At 59.9% G+C, this 18,857-nt stretch carries 13 protein-coding genes and 6 pseudogenes; 14 read left to right on the forward strand and 5 right to left on the reverse strand.

The window, feature by feature from the left end:
• The first annotated feature begins 19 nt into the window (after nt 1-19).
• The 5 genes from ACN22W_RS36415 to ACN22W_RS36435 all read left to right on the forward strand — a co-directional run bounded on the left by ACN22W_RS36415 (nt 20) and on the right by ACN22W_RS36435 (nt 4,383).
• Nucleotides 20-796, forward strand: a complete 777-nt coding sequence (locus tag ACN22W_RS36415) for an SDR family NAD(P)-dependent oxidoreductase (RefSeq protein ID WP_419689960.1) — start codon at nt 20-22, stop codon at nt 794-796.
• Between the two features lie 195 nt (nt 797-991).
• Nucleotides 992-2,059, forward strand: coding sequence for a porin (locus tag ACN22W_RS36420; protein ID WP_419689961.1), 1,068 nt, complete (start codon nt 992-994; stop codon nt 2,057-2,059).
• Nucleotides 2,060-2,061: 2 nt separating this feature from the next.
• The gene (locus tag ACN22W_RS36425) at nt 2,062-2,877 is read left to right on the forward strand and encodes a DeoR/GlpR family DNA-binding transcription regulator (RefSeq protein WP_419689962.1); all 816 of its coding nucleotides are present in this window, start codon (nt 2,062-2,064) and stop codon (nt 2,875-2,877) included.
• Complete coding sequence (locus tag ACN22W_RS36430) at nt 2,877-3,986, forward strand: Gfo/Idh/MocA family protein (RefSeq protein ID WP_419689963.1); 1,110 nt, start codon at nt 2,877-2,879, stop codon at nt 3,984-3,986. The genes ACN22W_RS36425 and ACN22W_RS36430 overlap by 1 nt, the downstream gene beginning before the upstream one ends.
• A gap of 34 nt (nt 3,987-4,020) precedes the next feature.
• Nucleotides 4,021-4,383: a BON domain-containing protein gene (locus ACN22W_RS36435; RefSeq protein WP_419689964.1), complete on the forward strand. Its 363-nt coding sequence runs from the start codon at nt 4,021-4,023 to the stop codon at nt 4,381-4,383.
• Nucleotides 4,384-5,354: 971 nt separating this feature from the next.
• On the opposite strand, the gene ACN22W_RS36440 is transcribed toward ACN22W_RS36435, so the two are convergent.
• Nucleotides 5,355-5,690 (reverse strand): hypothetical protein, encoded by a 336-nt coding sequence (locus ACN22W_RS36440; RefSeq protein ID WP_419689965.1) that lies wholly within the window; start codon nt 5,688-5,690, stop codon nt 5,355-5,357.
• Between the two features lie 1,012 nt (nt 5,691-6,702).
• On the opposite strand from ACN22W_RS36440, the pseudogene ACN22W_RS36445 reads away from it, so the two are divergent.
• The 3 genes and pseudogenes from ACN22W_RS36445 to ACN22W_RS36455 form a co-directional block, all read left to right on the forward strand.
• Nucleotides 6,703-6,774 (forward strand): annotated as a pseudogene (locus tag ACN22W_RS36445) (class I SAM-dependent methyltransferase family protein); the annotation flags it as partial.
• Nucleotides 6,771-6,986: pseudogene (locus tag ACN22W_RS36450) on the forward strand (serine/threonine protein phosphatase); the annotation flags it as partial. The pseudogenes ACN22W_RS36445 and ACN22W_RS36450, both read left to right, overlap by 4 nt.
• Nucleotides 6,987-7,218: 232 nt before the next feature.
• Nucleotides 7,219-7,374, forward strand: coding sequence for a hypothetical protein (locus ACN22W_RS36455; protein ID WP_419689966.1), 156 nt, complete (start codon nt 7,219-7,221; stop codon nt 7,372-7,374).
• A gap of 32 nt (nt 7,375-7,406) precedes the next feature.
• Here ACN22W_RS36455 and ACN22W_RS36460 read toward each other — a convergent pair whose 3' ends face one another.
• The 3 genes from ACN22W_RS36460 to ACN22W_RS36470 all read right to left on the reverse strand — a co-directional run bounded on the left by ACN22W_RS36460 (nt 7,407) and on the right by ACN22W_RS36470 (nt 11,554).
• On the reverse strand, nt 7,407-8,171 hold the full coding sequence (locus tag ACN22W_RS36460) for an SDR family oxidoreductase (RefSeq protein ID WP_419689967.1): 765 nt from the start codon (nt 8,169-8,171) through the stop codon (nt 7,407-7,409).
• A gap of 19 nt (nt 8,172-8,190) precedes the next feature.
• Nucleotides 8,191-9,186: an arabinose ABC transporter substrate-binding protein gene (locus tag ACN22W_RS36465; protein ID WP_419689968.1), complete on the reverse strand. Its 996-nt coding sequence runs from the start codon at nt 9,184-9,186 to the stop codon at nt 8,191-8,193.
• Nucleotides 9,187-9,439: 253 nt separating this feature from the next.
• Nucleotides 9,440-11,554, reverse strand: a complete 2,115-nt coding sequence (locus ACN22W_RS36470) for a family 20 glycosylhydrolase (RefSeq protein ID WP_419689969.1) — start codon at nt 11,552-11,554, stop codon at nt 9,440-9,442.
• Nucleotides 11,555-12,163: 609 nt separating this feature from the next.
• Between ACN22W_RS36470 and ACN22W_RS36475 the strand changes: the two are divergent.
• Both ACN22W_RS36475 and ACN22W_RS36480 read left to right on the forward strand, forming a co-directional pair.
• Nucleotides 12,164-12,881: pseudogene (locus ACN22W_RS36475) on the forward strand (SDR family oxidoreductase).
• 57 nt (nt 12,882-12,938) lie between these two features.
• Nucleotides 12,939-14,050 (forward strand): annotated as a pseudogene (locus tag ACN22W_RS36480) (ABC transporter ATP-binding protein).
• Nucleotides 14,051-14,084: 34 nt separating this feature from the next.
• On the opposite strand, the gene ACN22W_RS36485 reads toward ACN22W_RS36480, so the two are convergent.
• On the reverse strand, nt 14,085-14,987 hold the full coding sequence (locus ACN22W_RS36485; RefSeq protein ID WP_419689970.1) for a MurR/RpiR family transcriptional regulator: 903 nt from the start codon (nt 14,985-14,987) through the stop codon (nt 14,085-14,087).
• A 293-nt stretch (nt 14,988-15,280) separates the two neighbouring features.
• Between ACN22W_RS36485 and ACN22W_RS36490 the strand changes: the two are divergent.
• The 4 genes and pseudogenes from ACN22W_RS36490 to ACN22W_RS36505 all read left to right on the forward strand — a co-directional run.
• Nucleotides 15,281-16,954: pseudogene (locus tag ACN22W_RS36490) on the forward strand (phage integrase family protein).
• 253 nt (nt 16,955-17,207) lie between these two features.
• Nucleotides 17,208-17,810, forward strand: a complete 603-nt coding sequence (locus ACN22W_RS36495; protein WP_419689971.1) for a hypothetical protein — start codon at nt 17,208-17,210, stop codon at nt 17,808-17,810.
• Nucleotides 17,774-18,145, forward strand: coding sequence for a hypothetical protein (locus ACN22W_RS36500; protein ID WP_419689972.1), 372 nt, complete (start codon nt 17,774-17,776; stop codon nt 18,143-18,145). Before ACN22W_RS36495 ends, ACN22W_RS36500 begins: the two co-directional genes overlap by 37 nt.
• A gap of 186 nt (nt 18,146-18,331) precedes the next feature.
• Nucleotides 18,332-18,457, forward strand: a pseudogene (locus ACN22W_RS36505) (hypothetical protein); the annotation flags it as partial.
• Nucleotides 18,458-18,857 lie beyond the last annotated feature (400 nt).

The raw sequence follows: 18,857 nt of genomic DNA on the forward strand, positions 1-18,857 counted from the left end.
CCGACAAAATGGACTGATCATGTCACATGCAACTTATCCAAGCCTAGCAAACAAGGCCGTGTTCATCTCCGGGGGAGGATCGGGGATCGGTGCGGCGCTTGTCGATGCATTTGTGCAGCAACGCGCGCGAGTAGCGTTCTGCGACATCGACGCAGGGGCGTCGGCAGAACTTCTTGCCGGCTATCCTGAGGGTGCGCGCCCCTGGTTCGGGCAGTGCGACATACGTGACATCGCTGCCTATAAGCGTGTGCTTTCAGACGCGGCAGAGGCGGTGGGTCCTATCCGTGTGCTCGTCAATAACGCAGGCCGTGACGACCGGCACGCGCTTGCGGACCTCACACTCGAGCGCTGGAACGACATTTTGTCGGTCAACCTCACGCATCACATATTCGCGACGCAAGCTGTGACCCAGGGAATGGCGGCTGCAGGCGGCGGGTCGATCATCAATCTCGGATCGATCTCGTGGCTGCGCGGGCGCCCGAATCTCGTCGGTTACACCGCGTCGAAGGCGGCGATAAGCGGGATCTCTCGCACGCTGGCGCGCGAGCTAGGTGAGCACAATATTCGCGTGAATGCGCTCTTGCCCGGCGCGGTCGTTACCGAACGCCAGCAGGCGCTTTGGCGCGATCCCGGTGCGGATCAGCGTTTCATCGAACTGCAGTGCCTGAAGTTTCGAGTCGAGCCGTCGCATATCGCAGATATGGCCCTGTTCCTCGCATCGGACCAATCCACGGCAGTAACCGGACAAAGTGTCATTGTTGATGCAGGACTCGCGCAGGTGTCTGTGGTCGGCTGAGAAGGGCCGAGGCCGAGGGTTTCCACGCGTTGCGAGCGGAGGATCACCGAAATAGTATTTGAACTGGTAGCGCTACCAGTAAACCGCAACAAGGGTATGAGTCGTATGTGAAAAGCCCGCGATAAGGGCTATGGCGCTCAAAGGCACGTCAGAAAATGATACCGCTAACTATTACAGGGTTTGAGGAGATACAGGATGAAGGTTCGCCATTTGAAGTGGGTTGCTGGCGGGGTGGGGCTGATTGCCGCGGGCGCGTGCCACGCACAGTCATCGGTGACGCTCTACGGGATCGTCGATTCTTCGATTCAATATGTAAAGCTTGACCGCACTGTCAGTCCCACCGTGATGGCCGCGAGCGGCAACCTGCAGGCATCTCGCTGGGGACTGCGCGGAAGCGAAGATCTTGGTGGCGGATATCGAGCCAACTTCCAGCTCGAAATGGGTTTCAACACCTACACCGGAGTGGCAGGTGGTTCGACGCTGTGGAATCGCGGCGCGTCGGTTGGTTTGTCGAGCCCCTACGGCAGCCTTGATTTTGGCTACATGTATCTGCCGATCTACTGGGTGTTCCTCGGTTCCGACGTCGCAACCTACGGGCTCTCGAATCCGGCCGCAATCATGAGCCTTGAGCACACGGTGACGCTCGGCAAATCCGGCACGGGTGGATTCTACCAAAACGCGGTACGTTACCGTACGCCGAATTTCCACGGACTGACCGCTGAGCTTGGCTATTCGTTCGGTTCGCAAAACTCGTCGGGGCAAGTCGCCGACGGGCGAAACCTCGGCATGAATGTCCAGTATGCGAACGGCCCGCTGTGGGTTGGTTACGGCGTCAATCATTACCAGTATTACGCGAACACCACGATACTGACGCCCTCGGCGCAGACCACACAAGTCGTTTCCGCGTCCTACAATTTCGGTCCTGTCACGCTCGGCGGCAACTACCTCTATACCAAGCGCAGCGATCCGACCAATTTCTTCGCATCGGCGGAGATGCTCAACGCCAAGGTTCCAATCGGGCCGGGCGACCTGAACATTGGAGCAGCGCGGCGGATCGAAAAGGGAGGCGCACGCGCGCTTGCTTACGACATCGGCTACGTCTACTTCCTGTCGAAGCGCACGCAGCTATACGGTTACGCCGCGTACATCCAAAACAACTCGCATTCCACCCAGGGGTTCGGCTTGCTCAACTCCGCGTATGCGACCGTCCAGCCGGGGTTCAAGCCGTGGGCATTTACCGCCGGCCTTCGAACGTCGTTCTGAGCATGGCGCATCCGCGCCACGGGCGAATCGTCGACGTGTTGTGTGCCGACGGCAGCATGTCGGTTGACGTGCTCGCCGAGAGGCTCGGTGTGACACCCCAAACGGTCCGACGGGACCTTCGAACACTGACGCGAGACGGTAGCGTCACGCGTACGCGCGGGATCGCGATGGCGACGGCATGCGTCGGTACTACGGTTGCCAGCAGGCGCGATACCGATGCGCTGACATCGGCATGCCGGACCGAGCAACACCTGTGCGAAATCGCAGCGTGGCAGGTGCCGCACGGCAGTACGGTGTTGCTTGGGAGTGGGGCCGTCGCTGAAGGGATCGGAGCAGCGCTTGCGCGACGCGGCGGTGTGCGTGTGGTGACAAGCAGCCTTAAAGTCGCGATGTCGTTAAGCATCGCGGCACGTGACGTCGAAGACACGCGCGCCGATATCGAGGTGATCGTTGCTGGCGGTGTCGTGCGACCTAGCGATTCGGCATTGTTCGGCACGCACATCAGGGCATTCCTGACTGACTACAGGGCGGACATCGCGATTGTCGGCGTCGACGGAGTGGGTGCGGACGGCGGGATGCTCATCGGTGATCTGGATTGTGCAGCGGTGCTGCGCATGATCATTGAAGTAGCCCGTGAGGTCTGGCTTGTGGCAGACAGTGCGCGCTTCTCCAACGTGCGCGGATTCACCATGGTTGGCCAGATCGGCCGTATGGCGAGAGTTTATACCAACGCACCGTTGCCAGCGTCCATCGCAGAGATATGCGATGGACGTGCGATCGAAGTGTCCGTGGCGGTACCTATGAGCGAGGAAGCGTGATGCAACAACTCAGGTATGGCGTGATCGGTACCGGGATGATGGGGCAAGAGCATCTACGATACCTCGCGTTGCTGCCTGGCGTGACAGTCACAGCGCTTGCCGATACGCACCGTGAGTCGATTGTCGCTGCGGCTGCATTGGTTGGGCACGATGTTCGGACGTTCGCTGATCATCGCGCGTTACTCGACAGCAATGTGTGTGATGTGCTCGTCGTTGCGACGCCGAACGACACGCATCGCGCAGTGCTCGACGATATCTTTGCGGCAGCGCGAGCGTATCCAACGCTCGTCGAGAAGCCGATTTGTACGTCGCTCGACGATTGCCGTTGGCTCGAGGAAGCGGCGTCGAGCCATCCGGCGCCGGTGTGGGTCGGGATGGAGTATCGATACATGCCGCCGTTTCGCGCGATGCTCGACGAAATTCGAGGCGGATTCATTGGCACGCCGCGGATGTTCTCGATTCGAGAGCATCGCCATCCGTTCCTGTCCAAGGTCGGCAACTGGAATCGCTTCAGCGATCGTACAGGCGGAACGCTTGTCGAGAAGTGCTGCCACTTCTTCGACCTGATGCGCCTGGTCGTCGGTGGCGAGGCAGTACGCGTATACGCCTCAGGGTCGGCGGAGGTCAACCATCGCCACGAGCGCTATGACGGGCGGGTGCCGGACATGGTCGACAACGCGTATGTGATCGTCGAGTTTGACAACGGTTCCCGCGCAAGTCTCGATCTATGCATGTTTGCAGATGGCTCGGAATGGCAGGAGGAATTTTCGGTGGTCGGCGATAAGGGTAAGGTGGAGTGCTTCGTGCCTGGTGCGCAGAAGCATTGGCCGGAGCGCGGCGAGCGGCACGCGGAGCTTGTGCTATGTCCACGCGAACCGAAGGGGCCGCAACGCCGAGTGGTGGAGGTCGATTCCTATCTATTGTCGCTCGGTGCACACCACGGCTCGACGTATTACGAACATGTCGGCTTCATGCGGACCGTGATAGAGGCCGAGCCGGTCGGTGTAACCGTGCGTGATGGCGTTCGTGCTGCGGTAATAGGGCTAGCCGGGGAATTGTCGATACGCGAGAAGCGGCCTGTCACGATCGATGGTCTGTCGATAGCTTGACTCATGAAATTATTGTCGGAAGAGGAGAGATCAAATGAGAATGCGTATAGCAATGGGGTTGGTGGCTTGGCTGGCTGCCGCCACGCTATGTGGGGAAGCCGCAGCGCAACAGACTGGTGAGATCGCATCGGGCGTGAACCCGACAGGTGTGACCGCGAATGCTAAGGCGAGCCGCCAGGCCGATCGGCAACTCGCGAAGCAGGTTCGTCATGTACTCGCGAAAACGAAGGGCCTTGTAAGCGTCAACTTGACGGTTCGCGCCAAACGTGGCGTGGTCACGTTGCGCGGCTCGGTACCAGACAACAAGCAAGTCGCCCTCGCGGGGCAAGTCGCTGGCGGGGTGAACGGCGTGCAGTCTGTCGACAATCAGCTCACGCCGTTCCGACAGGCGCAGTGACCCGCAATCGGTGCTGCCCGTCACCCGGTGTCGCGGGCCGCACCGATTCCGGATACATTTTGGAATTGACTCTTACCTGATTTCGGCTGGTACGAGCAGTGAGGCTTGCATACCATGACGGCTTTTGAGGGGCTCGTCAGCTATGGACGTTCCGAAATCCGTCATCGCGACTACAATCGTGTGTTTGTCACTTCTTTGCAGTGCAGTATCACGCGCCGCTCTGGCCAGCGTGCTCGAGGTAAGGCCCGAGGCGCCGCGGTGTGACGCGGCGGCATATGCGAAGGGGGGCGCCTTGAATCGAGCCGCGTGCCGCCGCCTGTTCGCGCGTCAAGGTCGACCATCCGTACAGACATCGCCTCAAACGGCCGGGGACTACGCGTCCTGACTGTAGTGCGGACCTTCGGTCAGTTGAAAAACCGGGCGGAGCCAAGCGTGCGGCACCACATTTTCTGAGAGTAAAGACGTTAAGTCGCAGCGTTAGCTACCATCGCAAGGCGCATCGCGGATCGGTCCAGGATTCCTAAAGCGGATCAGTCGCGGGACGTCATCGTTCCTGAGACCATACAGCACCGACGTTGTCGGGCTGGCCGGCCGTGTCAACCAGATGTTACTCATCTTCGCATAGCGCGTCAGCCCTGGTGTGCGGTCGAACCTTGCTTACCGATTCGGCACCAACCAAATCGGAGGAGAACTCGGCGCCCTGCGCGGTCTGAACAAGCTGGCTCATCGGATGATCCTGTTAGGCAGCCTGACCATCGAGGTGTGATGCTGCGTTTCGGGCTGTGCAGTTCGACCTTAGTGTTGACTACCGCACCGACAGATCTGAAGGCATAACAGAGGCGCGACTCAACGGCATAGGCACTATGCGTTTTCCAGGTTGATCTTTGCGCGCTTTGGCTGGCGGACGACGTCGGGGGTATTTCATTGAACGTTGTCAAGCGTGACTGCGTCACCTGAAAAGGAGGCGCGGGTTATCGAGCGTCGTCATCGCTTGCAATTGTTTGTGGTTTTGTGATCGGCGAGCACTTGTATTCTTGCCCGGTTTCCTTCTCCGTGAGGAACCAATCGCCGGACGATAGACGTGTGACGTGGCAGAACGGGAACCGTTGTTCCATAATCATCTTCTCATTGGCGTCACGCTGCTTTCGCCATCGATCAAGTTGACGCCGCAGAGCTGAAAAAGCCAAGGAAACCGCGAAGAGAGCGAAAATCGCACAACCGACGATCATCTGGTCGCCTTTGAAAAGTCTCGTAGAGACGGAGACTAAGATGACAATCATCAGCACACTCGGAATGAGCAGGTCCATGGTCGGGCGTTGCAGGTGAGAGCATATGGGACCGAGTCCCCGATCATGCCAACTTCTCAAATGCACTAGCGTTGCAACGGGTCTAACGTGCACGTATCGAGGTGGCGGGAGGGGAGCGGAAGGTGAGTCACCTCAACGATACAAGCTTCGAATTCCGAGAATCGGAGCGAAAACAGGTCATTTTTCAGGCGTTTTCCACCCAAATTCACACGTCCGGCTGTGAACTTCGGTATTTGCCTGACCCTGTACCACCGGCCATGTTTCATGCGCGAGTACTTTCCCGGCATACACCCACACGAACACCATGCCGCTGAGGACGTGTCCGCAAGCCTACGCGGGTAGGTAGCGAGAACTTCAGCTTCGAGTCGAGCCTTCTGCCTCGCTTGTTTCAAGTGCGAGCGTTTGCGCCAAGCGTAATAGCCGCTGACTGGCGCCGCTCGCAAGAGCGACGTCGGTGGCTGTTGCCGCTCGCAGTTTCTGCTAACAGTGACCACAGATACTGCTAATGGGTAAACTCGTGGTAGCGCCGTCAGCAAAGGCTGATAGCGATGTTCCTTTCGTGTCCGCACGCGTTGCTGGAATGCAACAAAGGGGGGATGTATGTGCGACGATTTTGCTAATGCACCTTCAAGAGCTTGCAATGTCGGATGTGGCTCACGAGCGGCGCAATGAGGAAAGTCGCTTGTGACGAGAGCATGGCGTGCACGTAACCGATGATCAACAACGTGGGTGTATGCGCAACAATATACCTCTCGTCGAAAGGACGGGGGTGCGACTTTAATGCCTGTTTTCCAGGGTGGGAGAGGCTGTCGACATTGAGCCGTGGTGCACGCCCATGTCGCGCTTCAACTCCATCGTTTGGAATTCAGCGCACGTCGACGAAATACCTCGCCAGCGACCTGCCGCTGCTCACTTCCTCAGCTTGACGTTCGCCGCCCCGCATTAGCGGAATCATTGGACACGATTAGCGCTCGAACGGACACCATTAGCAGAATCTACGAACTTCAACAGCAAGCTCGATCAGCGGATCGACGAGATGGGCATTTTCACTGTCAGCCTCGCGCAGCGGGTCGACGCGTCATGAGCGAATTCGGCGGCGACGCGCGCGGCCTGGCGGCGCAGGTGTCGGCGGCCGGCGCGCGCGACGCGTTGGTCGCGCTGCGCTTCGGCTGGCTCGCGGCGATGGGCGTCGTGTTCTTCTCCACGTACGGCTTCGCGAACTGGCTCGCCGCGCGCCGTGCGGCGGTGCCGACGTTCGCGTTCGGCTGGGAGCACGCGATCCCGTTTGTGCCGTGGCCGACTCTCATGAGCGGTTCCGTGCTCGCCGAACCCCCGCGGGCGCTGCGTCCCGGTCTGCCGGTGGTCACCGTGACCGCACTGGTGACGCTTTACGACCGCGCGAAGTGCGAGGCCGCCGACAAGGCGTCGGTCGTGACGAAACCGCTGTCGCTCGTGGCTCCGGTCGACGTGCTCGAATCGGTGACGACGCAGACGGCCAGCCATGCCGCCCGCGCACCGGTGAGTAATATTGAAGACGGCCAGGGCCAGGGCCAGGGCCAGCGCGGAAACCACTCAAGGCTGGCTCGGCGGCCGTGCATGGCCGGCCGACGTGATCGACGTGTTTCGCGAAACGGCCGACGCGTCGCTGTGCGCGATGCGCGGCGGCGCGCCGCGCATCCTGTAGCGGGGCGGCCGCCGGCCCTGCGGGCTTCAGCTTCAGTAGAACGTCTCGAGCGTCAGCTCCTGCGCCATCACGCGATTGCCAGCCAGCAGGCCGCCGTCCACCGGCAGCGCGACGCCGGTGATGATCCGCGCGGCCGGCGAGCACAGGAACAGGGCAGCCTGCGCGACGTCGTCGGGCGTCGCGAAATCGTCGAGCGGATACCACTTCCTCAATTGCTCGAACACCTGCGGGTTGCGCTGCACGCGCGCTTCCCACGCGGGTGTCTTCACGGTGCCCGGCAGAACGATGTTCGCGCGCACGCCGTCGCGGCCGTACTCGATCGCGAGCGATTTCGTGTAGCTGATCAGCCCGGCCTTCGCCGCGCTGTAGGCCGGATGCCCGAGCGCGTGCACGCCGTTCACCGAACCGATGATCGCGATCGCGCCGCGCCGGCTCGCGCGCATGCCGGGCAGTACGGCTTCGACGCTCACGTAGGTCGCCGTCAGGTTCGCGTCGAGATCGGTGCGCCAGCTGGCGGGCGTCGTGTCGCGCAGCGTGGTCGATGCGGCCGTGCCCGCGTTCGCGACCAGCACGTCGACCGGCGGATGCGCTTCGAGCATCGAGCGCAGTCGTTCGGCGTCGGTCAGGTCGTCGACGACCGCCGTCGCGCGTGCGTCGCCGAGCGTAGCGATGAAGCGGTCGAGCGATGCGCGGTCGCGATCGAGTGCGAGCACGCGGTCGCCTGCCGCAAGGAAGGTACGGCATAGCGCCTGGCCGATGCCGCCGGCGGCGCCTGTCACGAGGGTGGTGCGTGTCATGTCGGCTCCTTGGACCGGCTCACAGGCCGATCGCGGCGCGCGCCCGCTTTTCGTTGTCGCGCGTGATCAGCGTGCCGGACGTCAGCACGAGCGGCGGCGGCGCCTGGTTCTTCGTGATCCAGTCGTACATGTTGAGGCTCGTCTGGTAGCCGTGCTGGCGCGGATTCAGCAGGATCGACCCGTAGAAGCCGGTCGGCTTCGGCTTCGCGAATTCGTTGAGCGCGACTTGGCTGCCATTGATGCCGACCGCGACCATCGCGTCCGCGCCGATGCCGCGCCCTTCGGCGGCGCGTACCGCACCGACCGTCGTGTCGTCGTTCGAGCCGAACGCGACCCAGCGCTTGAAATTCGCATGCTTGGTGAGCGCGATGTTCGCCGCGTTGAACGCGCCTTCGGTGTCGGCCGTCATCTCGGGCGCGTCGATCACGTTCGCGGCCGGGAAGCCGGCGGCCTTCAGCGCATCGACCGCGCCGGTCGTGCGCTCCTTCGCGGTCGGCAACTGGTCGTACGCGATCCGGATGATGCCGACCTCGGCCGGATTCCAGCCACGCCGCTTCGTTTCGTCCGCGATCGCCTGGCCCACCTGCTGGCCGATCTTGTACGCGGAGATGCCCATGTGCGGCACGCCCGGGAGCGGTGCGCCGTGGCCGTCGACGAGCTGGTCGTCGACCGACATCAGCTTGATCCCCGCGCGCTTCGCCTTCGCCGCGATGCCGGGGCCGAGCTTCACGTCGGGCGCGCAGACGATCACGCCTTGCGCCTTCTGCGCGGCGAGGCTGTCGAGCGCGGTCGACACCTTTTCGCCGCTCGGCGTCGCGATCTTGATCAGCGTGAAGTGCTTTTCCTTCGCGGCCTGCTCGGCGAAGCGCCATTCGTCCTGGAACCACGGATCGTCCGGCTGTTTGACGAGGAAGCCGATTTTCACGTCGGCGGCATCGGCGGCGCGGGCCGGGGCGCCGCCCAGCAGCGTGACGCTCGCAGTAGCCAGCACGAGTGTTTTCCAGTGAAGTCTCATGTGTTTTCTCTTTGGTTGTGGGTTGATGCAGAGAGCTACAATAATTCGCGAGAGATTAGTCAGATATAATCTTGAGAATTGGTTTAAAAACATTGGCTGATGGCATGATAAAAAATATTGCTCTTCCAGCAGTTAATCGCCAGCTGGATGGTGAACTCAGACGGAAAGCGACCTTTCAGCGCCTTCCGAACGGAGGCATTAGTTTATGATATCCCGCCACGCCATCAATGAACGGGATGTCACATCTTAAATCTTATCTAGGTGAAAGCCATGTTTGATTATTCTGAGCGATCCCGCATTGCCAAAAATCGACGGGTGCTTGGTCGCCCTTTACCCCTTGGAAAACATCAAGACAATAACCATTTACGGCGGTAAAGTTTTTGTTTGTGTAGCCAAATTTTTGATTATTGGAAGTTGCATCGCAGGTCGTCAATTGCGCCCACGTCCCAGTTATGCCATTTAAATTATTTTTCACACCATTCGCCGTGGATGCTAAACACTGACCAGTTCCAAGTTGTTGAATCTGATAGTTTGAATTGTAGACCCATCGTTGCGTGACACTTGAATTGTCGCAGATCGCTGCGATCGCATATCCATTTTTGCTATCGAGACAAAGTGGACTTTGCTGATCAAGTGAAATTTGTCCTGCTCCGTATGGAGGTGCACCAACGGTAATTGCATTGTTTGTGAAAACCGAGTAGTTTGTAGATTTTTTGCCGCCCCATACGCGATCGGCAATGACTTGTCTGGCGCCTACCGCATAATAATCGATCCATTCGACCGTCTGTTTCTCAGCGTTATCTGACCAACGCGAAACCTTGTATCCTCGAATATGAGGGCCGACAGCAAAATTATAGTTCATGTAGATATTGTTCGCGTCAAAATAACCATATTGCCCAGAACTCGTTCCGTAGCCTGGAGATACGTACAAGCTGCCTCCCTGAGAACCAATGGTGTCATATTGCAAAGGTGCCATCCCTGCCGTCAAGAATGAAGTTGCATTTCCATTTGCAAAATCCGAAGCGGCACTAGCCCAATTGTCGATTCGAATGGATGTATCGACTGCAGTTGACACATTATTGTGCTCTCGCTCCCACCAGTCCCATATTTCCATAGTCTTACCTTTTCCGCGCACAGTGCCATTCATGTCATTGATGAAATCCACGAGGACATCGCCTGGATATTTAAATCCTTTTTGCTTTTGATACGCTGTCCACTGGGAGCACGCTTGCTGGTTATATGCCACAGGAACCTCATCCGTACCAATATGAAAATATGGCCCGGGAAATAGTGACATCATCTCGACAAACAGATTTTTTAAGAAATTCCTCGTGTAAGAGGACGTGACGTCGAGCGTCCACCCGAGGTGTTCAGAGCCAGACCATGTGTCGGGTGATCCGGGATAATTTTTCGGCTGACTCATTGAACTGCACGCGATTGGCAAATTGCTGTCAGTGATGGAAATTGCCACTGCATGAGACGGAACATCAAATTCTGGGATTAATGTCACATAATATGTGCTGGCATATGCCGTCAGGCTTTTGATGTCTTCTTGCGAATAGTGATCGATCGAGGCGAGATTGGGATAGAGTTTGCTTTCTACGCGAAAACCCTCCCAATCTGACAAATGAAGATGGAAGCTATTCATCTTCATCCATGCCATGAGGCGAATTTGCTGTTTGAGATAAGCAAGGGGATAAAATTTTCGTCCAATGTCAAGCATCTGCCCTCGCTCCGGAAGCGTCGGCCAATCGACCGCCAGGCCCTGCGGTATGGACTGACGAGACGCACTCGTCTTAAGCATCTGCAACAATGTCTGTGTTCCGTAAAAAACACCGTTTGCCTGATTGGCACGAATGATGGCTGAATTCCCAACGAAAGCGCTATAACCCTCGTCACCAATCTGCGAGGACGTGTTGCTACAGGGTGAGAGACTTAACCCAATATCCCCGGCGCTAAGTTTTCCATCTGTCACAACCGGCAAAACCAACCCGGTAATCATCTTTAGATCGGCCGAGAAAGTATTGGCCAAATCTTGTAGTTTTGCAGAATCGATTACGATTCTGTTCGCCGCCGACAGATTTAGATTCCCGCTTCCTCCCTGCCAGCTCTGCAGTGCGGGAACCACTATCGGTGCAGCATTTGGGCCGCCAGGGTTCGCGCCATTTTCCGCGGACGTGCAAGCTGGCAATGCCGCGATTATCGGGCTCGTCCCCGTTGTTTGCTGCATTACCATGTCATTGGTATTCGCTACGCTTGAGGATTCTATGGTGGCGGTCGGAGATGATATCGTGGTGGATGAACCGTCTTCTCCGCCACAACCCACTACAGTACAAGACGCCAAAAGCAGTAAAACGTAGAGTTTCATGGTTGCCTCCTTTATATGGCGTTTGATTGGTCAGTTGAATTATTTGGCCACACCCAATGCTAATCTCTTCACCAAATACTGCTGTAGCTTCTGTTGCAGTGTGTCTCAGTTCACGCCCTCAATCTTGATCGTGGTGCGCGGATTCGTTTTTTCGAAGTCGCGGACGACCTTCTCGAAGTACGGCGCCGTCGCATCGCTCTAGTGCGCGACGGTAACGCGGACCATGTCCGCCTGGGCAAGACCTACCAAGACCATCACGGCGCCAAGTTTTTGAAGTGCATCAGGAATAGGGATCATTCGGGGCTCTGTCTGATAACGCGTCGCGGGAACTTGTGTGCGTCGCGATGTAATCAAGCTACATCCTTCCAAATAAAATGTCACCTCGGATTTGTGCGTACTCCATCCATTTTTCAGAAAAATCAACGATTGTCTGGAAATGTAGGTCGGAAATCCCAATTTTTGGGACGACTCGATCTGATTCGCTACGCCATTGTAATTGCTGATGTGTAATTAAGTTACATATCGTTCTAATTGGGAATCTGTAAGGTGCGCATCGTGACGAGCTGCTCCAAGACACGTCCTTCCGCCGACAAAATCTGAGGAAAAAGCATGAGTCGCATGGTGTTGACAACTAGCGCGTGCGGTGGCAGCGGATCGGCCCAGGGCAGGCGTAATGTCGAACCAGGTGACTTTGTGCTTGCGCTCGACATCGATGCAAATGCGCTCGCTGGCCTGGTTGATCAACGGGGCAGATGCGGGTCACGCCGATCATGGCTGACGTCGGGCATCCGGTTCGGAAAGCGGTTGAGCATGCCGTCAAACTGCGGGGTCCGGTTGGTGTGCTGGTCGTTAATGCGGGAACTGCGCACGGCCTCGCGCTAGCTACCACCGACACTGAGAGTTGGCAGCGCGACGTGCCCCTGAACCTGAACGGCACTTAACACGCGGTCGGGTCGGTCCGGTGAACGGCATGGCGGCGCTCGGCCACCCGGCATACAGTGCTGCGAAGGGCGGTCTGATCAGCTATACGAAGTCGCTCGCAATCGAGTTGGGTCGCTTCGGCATCCGCACGAACATCGTGTGTTCCGGCACCGCGAAGACGCATGCATCGAGGGCCCGCGTCGAGAAACATCAGCAGGTGTTCAAAGCGCCGAAGAAGTGATACGCGCGACGCGATTTCGCCACGCCAGACGATATCGCCGACGCGCTGCTGTTTCTCGCCTCACCGTTGGCGTGCTTGATTTCCGGCGTCGCGCTACCGGTGGATGACGGCGTGATGGTGGACAACCGGCTGATGGCCGAAGAACTAACGCTCGAATCGATCTGAGGCGCGAGATCCGAATCGCCAAGCTGCGCAAAAACGCGTGCAATCGTAAGGGACGGGATGGCAGCAGTTCAACTGAGCGGCATCTTTAAGCGCTACGGCGAGACCCAGGTCGTGCACGGCATCAACCTCTACATCGACGACGGCGAGTTCGTCGTGCGGGTCGGACCGTCCGGTTGCGGCAAGAGCACGCTGATGCGGATGGTCGCGGGACTGGAGGAAATCAGCGGTGGTGATCTGATGATCGGCAGTACACGCGTGAACGGCCTGACGACGCAGCAGCGCAGCAACTCGATGGTGTTCCAGAGCGATGCGCTGTACTCGTATCTGTCCGCGTAAAAGAGCATCGCGTTCAGGCCGCGCATCCGCAAAGAACCCTCTGCGAATTTTAAGCCGCGAATCGAATCCGCGGGGAAGATCCTGAATCTCGGCGGCTATCTCGATCGTCTGCCGCGCGCGTTATCGGGCAGCCCACGGCAGCGCGTCACGATGGGTCGCGCGCTGGTGCGAGAGCCGTCGCTGTTCCTGTTCGACGAGCCGCTGTCAAACTCGATGCGAAGCTGCGTGTGCAAATGCGCACCGAAATCAAAGCGCTGCATCAGCAGTTGAAGAACGCAGTGATCTATATGACGCACGACCAGATCGAAGCAATGACAATGGCCGATCGCATCGTCGTGATGAATGCGGACCGCATCGAGCAGGTAGGCCGGCCGCTCGATTTGTACGACAAGCCGGCAAACCTGTTTGTCGCCAGTTTCTTCGGTTCGCCTTCGATGAATTTTGTGGAAGGCGTCGTCACGGCGGGGGCGCAGGGACCGGCGGTGAAGTTCGGCGACGGCACGGAAGTGGCGCTACCGGGAGCGGTTGCGGCTGCAGCGGCGCCGGGTGCGAAGCTCACGCTCGGTGTGTGACTCGAGCACATCGCTCTCGATATCGCGAACGACGGTGCGGACGAAGGTGCGGACGAAGGTGCGGACGCCGTTGCGATGGATATCGAAGCCGCCGAGCCAACCGGTGCAGGGACGCACCTGTACGGCAAGGTGGGGCGCAATACGTGGTGCGTCACGACCCGCCGGCGTACAGCGTTCGGGCCGGGCCAGCGCGTGATGCTGCGGCTACCGGCCGCGTATCTTCATCATTTTGACGAAACAACGGGTAGCCGGATTGAATAACTCAGCGCGGGAAGTACAGACCAAGTCTAAACGTCTAGCACTTTTTACTGCCCGTCGAACGTGGAAATACGTCAAGCCCGTGCTCGGAGAGGATGCTCTGTAGCCGTCGCAGCTGTTCTCTGCCTAAGTCCCCCTTCTGGAGCGCGACGCCGATGATCAGGATGTCAATGATTGCCAGGTGTGCGATGCAGGCATCGCTGCCGATGTACGCATTGACCGAAGTGGGCAGCGAGAAGGTCAACGGAATGTCGCATAATCCGGCAAGCGGCGTGCCAGGCTCACAAAGACCGATTACGACTGCGCCACGGTCCCGAGCTACATTCACTGCCTCCAACAGGAAGGGCATGCGTCCAAAGTGCGTCACAGCGATCACAACGTCGCCAGCATTCAGCGTGGCAGCAGAAAACATCTGCATGTTTGCATCGGTATAGGTCTGCGCCTGGATACCGAAACGAAACAGTCGAGCTTGCGTATCCGCGGCGACAAAGCTGGACGTGGTACCAACGCCATAGCAGTCAACACGGTGTGCCTCCCCGAGCGCACCAATCGCACGTTTGATCTGCTCGATGGGTAATTGTCGCTCAACATCTAGCAGGATATCGGCTGAGCTACGCAGCACCTTGCCAACGATTTCGTCGATTGAATCGATCGCTGTGATGCTCCGATGCAACGTGACGCTACCGAGTGCCACTTGTTGCGCGACGCGGAGTTTGAAATCCCGCAGCCCCTGAAACCCCAGGGCTCGGCAAAACCGCACGACGGTGGGCTCGCTGACGCCGGCGAGCCTCGCAATTTCATGCACATGCGCCTGCATCGCCCATTCGGGTCTGTCTAGGAACACCTTGGCGACCAGTTGCTGAGCGGCCGCCAGATCAGGCAGGCGGGTGTGAATCAAGCCAAACAGATCGGAATCGATATCGGTATTTAACGTGCCCATCACAGTCAGATTAGGAACCTGATAGGTGAATAGCCAGGATGGCCATTCGGAATCGCCCTATATTTTGCACGTCTTCCAGTAACTATGGGCGTTTCTTTACCATCGATTGCATCAGGCGCCAGGTGCAGTCGGCGAACGGATCCGTGATGGCTAGGAGGTGCGTGGAAGAGGGATGTATAGAGCTCGTGACGGCGGCAATGCAGATCTTCCGGTTTGCGTAAGACGCAACTACACCTCTATCGCTAAACCGGACATTATCGATCCATATCTGATCTTTATTTAAACTGTGAATCATGAAAACGCGCGAGACTCTTCCCGTCGACGACAAGGGGCCCTACTTCCCGGACGAAGCCGGGCTCGCCGCATTGCGCGGCTGGTACGCCTGCCTGGACGCGCGGGCCGCCGTGAGACCCGTTATCTCGGCTATCGACAGGATGTCGTCGCGCGGCGCGCTCGGCCTGATTCGCCGGCGGCTCGTCGCATACGCGCTGGCTCGCGACCGCGCCGACCTGGCGGCCGCGTTCTTGGTTTGTCCGACAAGGACATCGACCGATAGCGTGATCCGCGCGATTGAGGTACTTCGTAACTTGCCCGTACTGACACCGCTGATCACCGACACAGTCGAGCAGTGGCAGCCGCCGCGCATTGTCGAGGCGCTGCACGCGCACGGTGTGCGACCACTGGCCGATCTGACCGTGCGGGTCCCGCGGCGACGCCGCTGGTGGTCGGTGATCGCTGGACTCGTTGCTGCCGGCCCACACCGCATCGAGGTGTTCCTTGGCGTGCATCCGGCGCTGACCGAACCAGCGCGCGCATTGAGCGTGGCGGTGCCGTCCGGCAGTATCGTGCCGTGGGAGAAGTTGCTTGTACCGAACCCCAGGTCGACGGTTCGCGCGGGCAGTTCCGAGCCTCGGAGAGCAATGCCTGCTGAAGGCTTCGAACGACTATGAGGCGGTTCAGTCGTGGCTGTCGCTGCACGAATCGGCCGCCACACAACGCGCCTACCGAAAAGCGGCCGAACGACTGATCCTGTTGGCGCTCATCGAGCGCAGTTGCGCACTGTCGTCGCTCGCCACCAACGATGCGATCGCCTACCGGAGTTTCCTGAGGCGGCCAACACCGCGCGAGCGCTGGGTTGGACCATCGCGGCCGCGGCACAGCCTAGAATGGCGGCCGTTCACCGGTCCGCTGCCCACCGGATGCCCTGAACGTCTTGTCGGCGCTGTTTCGATGGCTCGTCGAGCAGCACCACGTGCTCGCGAATCCGTTTGCCGCTGTCAAGATCAAGAGCCATGTGCAGCGTGCGGGACTGGACGTGTCTCGCGGCTTTACCGAAGGTGAGTGGCTGCTGATCCGCACGCTTGCCGATGGCCTCGGATGGTCCAACGGCTGGAGTGCGCCGGCCGCGCAACGCCTGCAGTTTCTGCTGAACTTCGGCTACGCAACCGGCCTGCGCGCGAGCGAATTGGTCAGTACGTCGCTCGGCGATATCCGCCGCGACGAGCACGGCGATCACTGGCTGCACGTTCTCGGCAAGGGAGGTAAGCTAGGTAAGGTGGTATTGCCGTCGCTCGCTCGTAGCGCGCTGGAACAATCTCTCGTGCAGCGCGGACTGTGCCCCTCACGCCGGCGCGCTGAAACCGGTCGACGCCACTCGTCGCGGGTCTCGACGACGATGGCATGAGCATCGAAAGCACTCGACTGTGGCGCGTGCTGCGCTGGTTCTTCGTGCTGTCGGCCGACGCGATCCAGGACGAACGGCCGGCAACCGCTGAGAAGCTGCGGCGCGCGAGCCCGCACTGGATGCAGCACGCGCACGCGTCGCACGCGGCGCCGAGCTGATCATGGTGAGCGACAACCGGCGCCATACATCGATCTCGACGACGTCGACCTCTTTTGATAGCGACAAGATGCAGCGAGCTCGGCAGTTCGATCAGGCATTTAGCTCACGGGATTTCAAGCAGTAGGCCGCAGCCGAATGACATTTTAGGTATAGGCGCATGAAATTTCATAATTTATGACTATGATGGTGAATTGCGCTTACCTTGTTCATATTTCTAGTTTAATTTTTCGAAAAGTTCCAAGTTTTGGTCAATCGGAAGTAACACAAAAATGCAACCAGGACCGACGTCGTTGCTTGTTTTGCACGGGTTTCAAGCTCATGATGGGGTTTCATGTTTGGTTCGATTGACAGCAACCGGCACGGCGGCAGCTGGTGGCGTGCGATTCCCCGCATCCGCTCGCTGCGCGCAAAAAACGCTGGTGGCCTGGCTGCGCCGGCACGATGCGATCCTCGGGGTGCGCGTCGATGCCGACGTCGACGCGATGCCGCTCACGCCCTCACCCGATCGCGCAATCGTGGTTGGCCCAGGCCGGGCCGGACTCGCGCCGCTCGAACGGCTGGCCGCGCCGGTCGAGCTGTCTGGCGTGAGCGGCACGAACCGCGCGGTCGGGTTTCCGTTCATCCGTGCCGAGCACGATCTGGCCGCGCTGCCTGCGTGGCTGACGCGTTATCGCGACCGGCCCGCGACGCTGCGTGCATACACGCGCGAGATCGAACGCTTTGTGCTGTGGGCGCTGAAAGTGCGCGGCGTCGCGGTCTCGTCGCTGCGTGTCGAGGACTGTGACGCCTACAAGGAATTTCTGCGGCAGCCGAGCGCGGACTTCTGCGGCCCGAAGGGACCCCGCGCGAGCGGCCGCTGTCGGCCGTTCACCGGTTCGCTGTCGGCCGCCAGCCAGGCCTATGCCGTGCGCACGCTTCGCATGGCATTCCACTGGCTGTCAAGGTGCGCTATTTGGCCGGCAACCCGTTCAGCGCGGTGACGCTGCCGGCGACGCTCGCGCCGGAATGGTCGTTGCAGATCGAGCGCGCGCTGGCGCCGGAACTGCTGCGCGCACTGCGCGAATCGCTCGACGCGCACTGCGCGCGGCCGGGCGACGAGGCCGCGCAATGCCGGATTGCACGCGCGGCGATTGGCCTGATGGTCGACTCGGGCCTGCGTCGCGCCGAAGCGGCTGGCGCCCGACGCAGTGGCGTCAAGCGCGTCGACGGCATCAGGGGGCAGTCGATGTGGACGCTCACGCTGGTCGGCAAGCGTAGTAAGGTGCGCACGGTGCCGGCCAGTCCCGCGACGCTCGACGCGCTGCGCGCCCACTGAACCGATCGCGGGCTTGCGTGGGACCGACACGACACGAGCGAGGCGAGGGCCGCCGATCTCCCGCTGATCGCGCCGCTGGCGATTCGCGGCACCGCGGCGGCCCGGGTGCAGCATGGCGAGGGCCCGGTTGCCTATGCTCCGGATGCGCCCGGGCGCCTGGTGCGCGCCGCGCTTTAGCGCCTGCAGGTGGAGCTGCAGCGCTGGGGCGTACTGTCGCTATGGGCTGCTGCGCAGCTGCAGAAGACCAGTGCGCACGCGCTGCGCCATACGTTCGGCACCGATGCGACCGCGCGCGGCGTGCCGATCGACGTGGTGCAGCAGATCCTCGGTCACGCGTCGCTCGCGACCACCTCGATCTACGTGAAGGCGCAGCAGCGCGTGCTCGAGGCTACGCTCGACTATTTCCAGCAGCAGGCTCGGGATATCCCTGCCGAATCCGCGACGGCGTTCGCGCCGCAGTTATCGGTGAGGGCGAAGACGGCGCCTTCAGCGCGCGAGACGGCGACGAGGGGGCAGGGATGCGGACTACCCCGATCCAGCTCACGCTGCGCGTCGAGAACGTCGCACCCGGCGGGCGGGGCCGCGCACGCACGATCCGCGCGCTCGAGCGCGGCATCCTCGCCGTTCACGCGGCCTAGCGTATCGCGCCCGGCACCTATGCGCTCAAGGTGCTGCACGAAGACGAGGCGGCGCTCGAGGTCGAGCTTGAGGA

It is taken from the genome of Burkholderia theae (genome assembly GCF_048565265.1).
Classification (GTDB): Bacteria; Pseudomonadota; Gammaproteobacteria; order Burkholderiales; family Burkholderiaceae; genus Burkholderia; species Burkholderia theae.

Excerpts from the sequence above, each read along its gene's own strand:
- ACN22W_RS36415 (WP_419689960.1), top strand. The coding sequence starts at position 20 with ATGTCACATGCAACTTATCCAAGCCTAGCAAACAAGGCCGTGTTCATC.
- ACN22W_RS36420 (WP_419689961.1), top strand. The coding sequence starts at position 992 with ATGAAGGTTCGCCATTTGAAGTGGGTTGCTGGCGGGGTGGGGCTGATT.
- ACN22W_RS36425 (WP_419689962.1), top strand. The coding sequence starts at position 2,062 with ATGGCGCATCCGCGCCACGGGCGAATCGTCGACGTGTTGTGTGCCGAC.
- ACN22W_RS36430 (WP_419689963.1), top strand. The coding sequence starts at position 2,877 with ATGCAACAACTCAGGTATGGCGTGATCGGTACCGGGATGATGGGGCAA.
- ACN22W_RS36435 (WP_419689964.1), top strand. The coding sequence starts at position 4,021 with ATGAGAATGCGTATAGCAATGGGGTTGGTGGCTTGGCTGGCTGCCGCC.
- ACN22W_RS36440 (WP_419689965.1), bottom strand. The coding sequence starts at position 5,690 with ATGGACCTGCTCATTCCGAGTGTGCTGATGATTGTCATCTTAGTCTCC.
- ACN22W_RS36460 (WP_419689967.1), bottom strand. The coding sequence starts at position 8,171 with ATGACACGCACCACCCTCGTGACAGGCGCCGCCGGCGGCATCGGCCAG.
- ACN22W_RS36465 (WP_419689968.1), bottom strand. The coding sequence starts at position 9,186 with ATGAGACTTCACTGGAAAACACTCGTGCTGGCTACTGCGAGCGTCACG.
- ACN22W_RS36470 (WP_419689969.1), bottom strand. The coding sequence starts at position 11,554 with ATGAAACTCTACGTTTTACTGCTTTTGGCGTCTTGTACTGTAGTGGGT.
- ACN22W_RS36485 (WP_419689970.1), bottom strand. The coding sequence starts at position 14,987 with ATGGGCACGTTAAATACCGATATCGATTCCGATCTGTTTGGCTTGATT.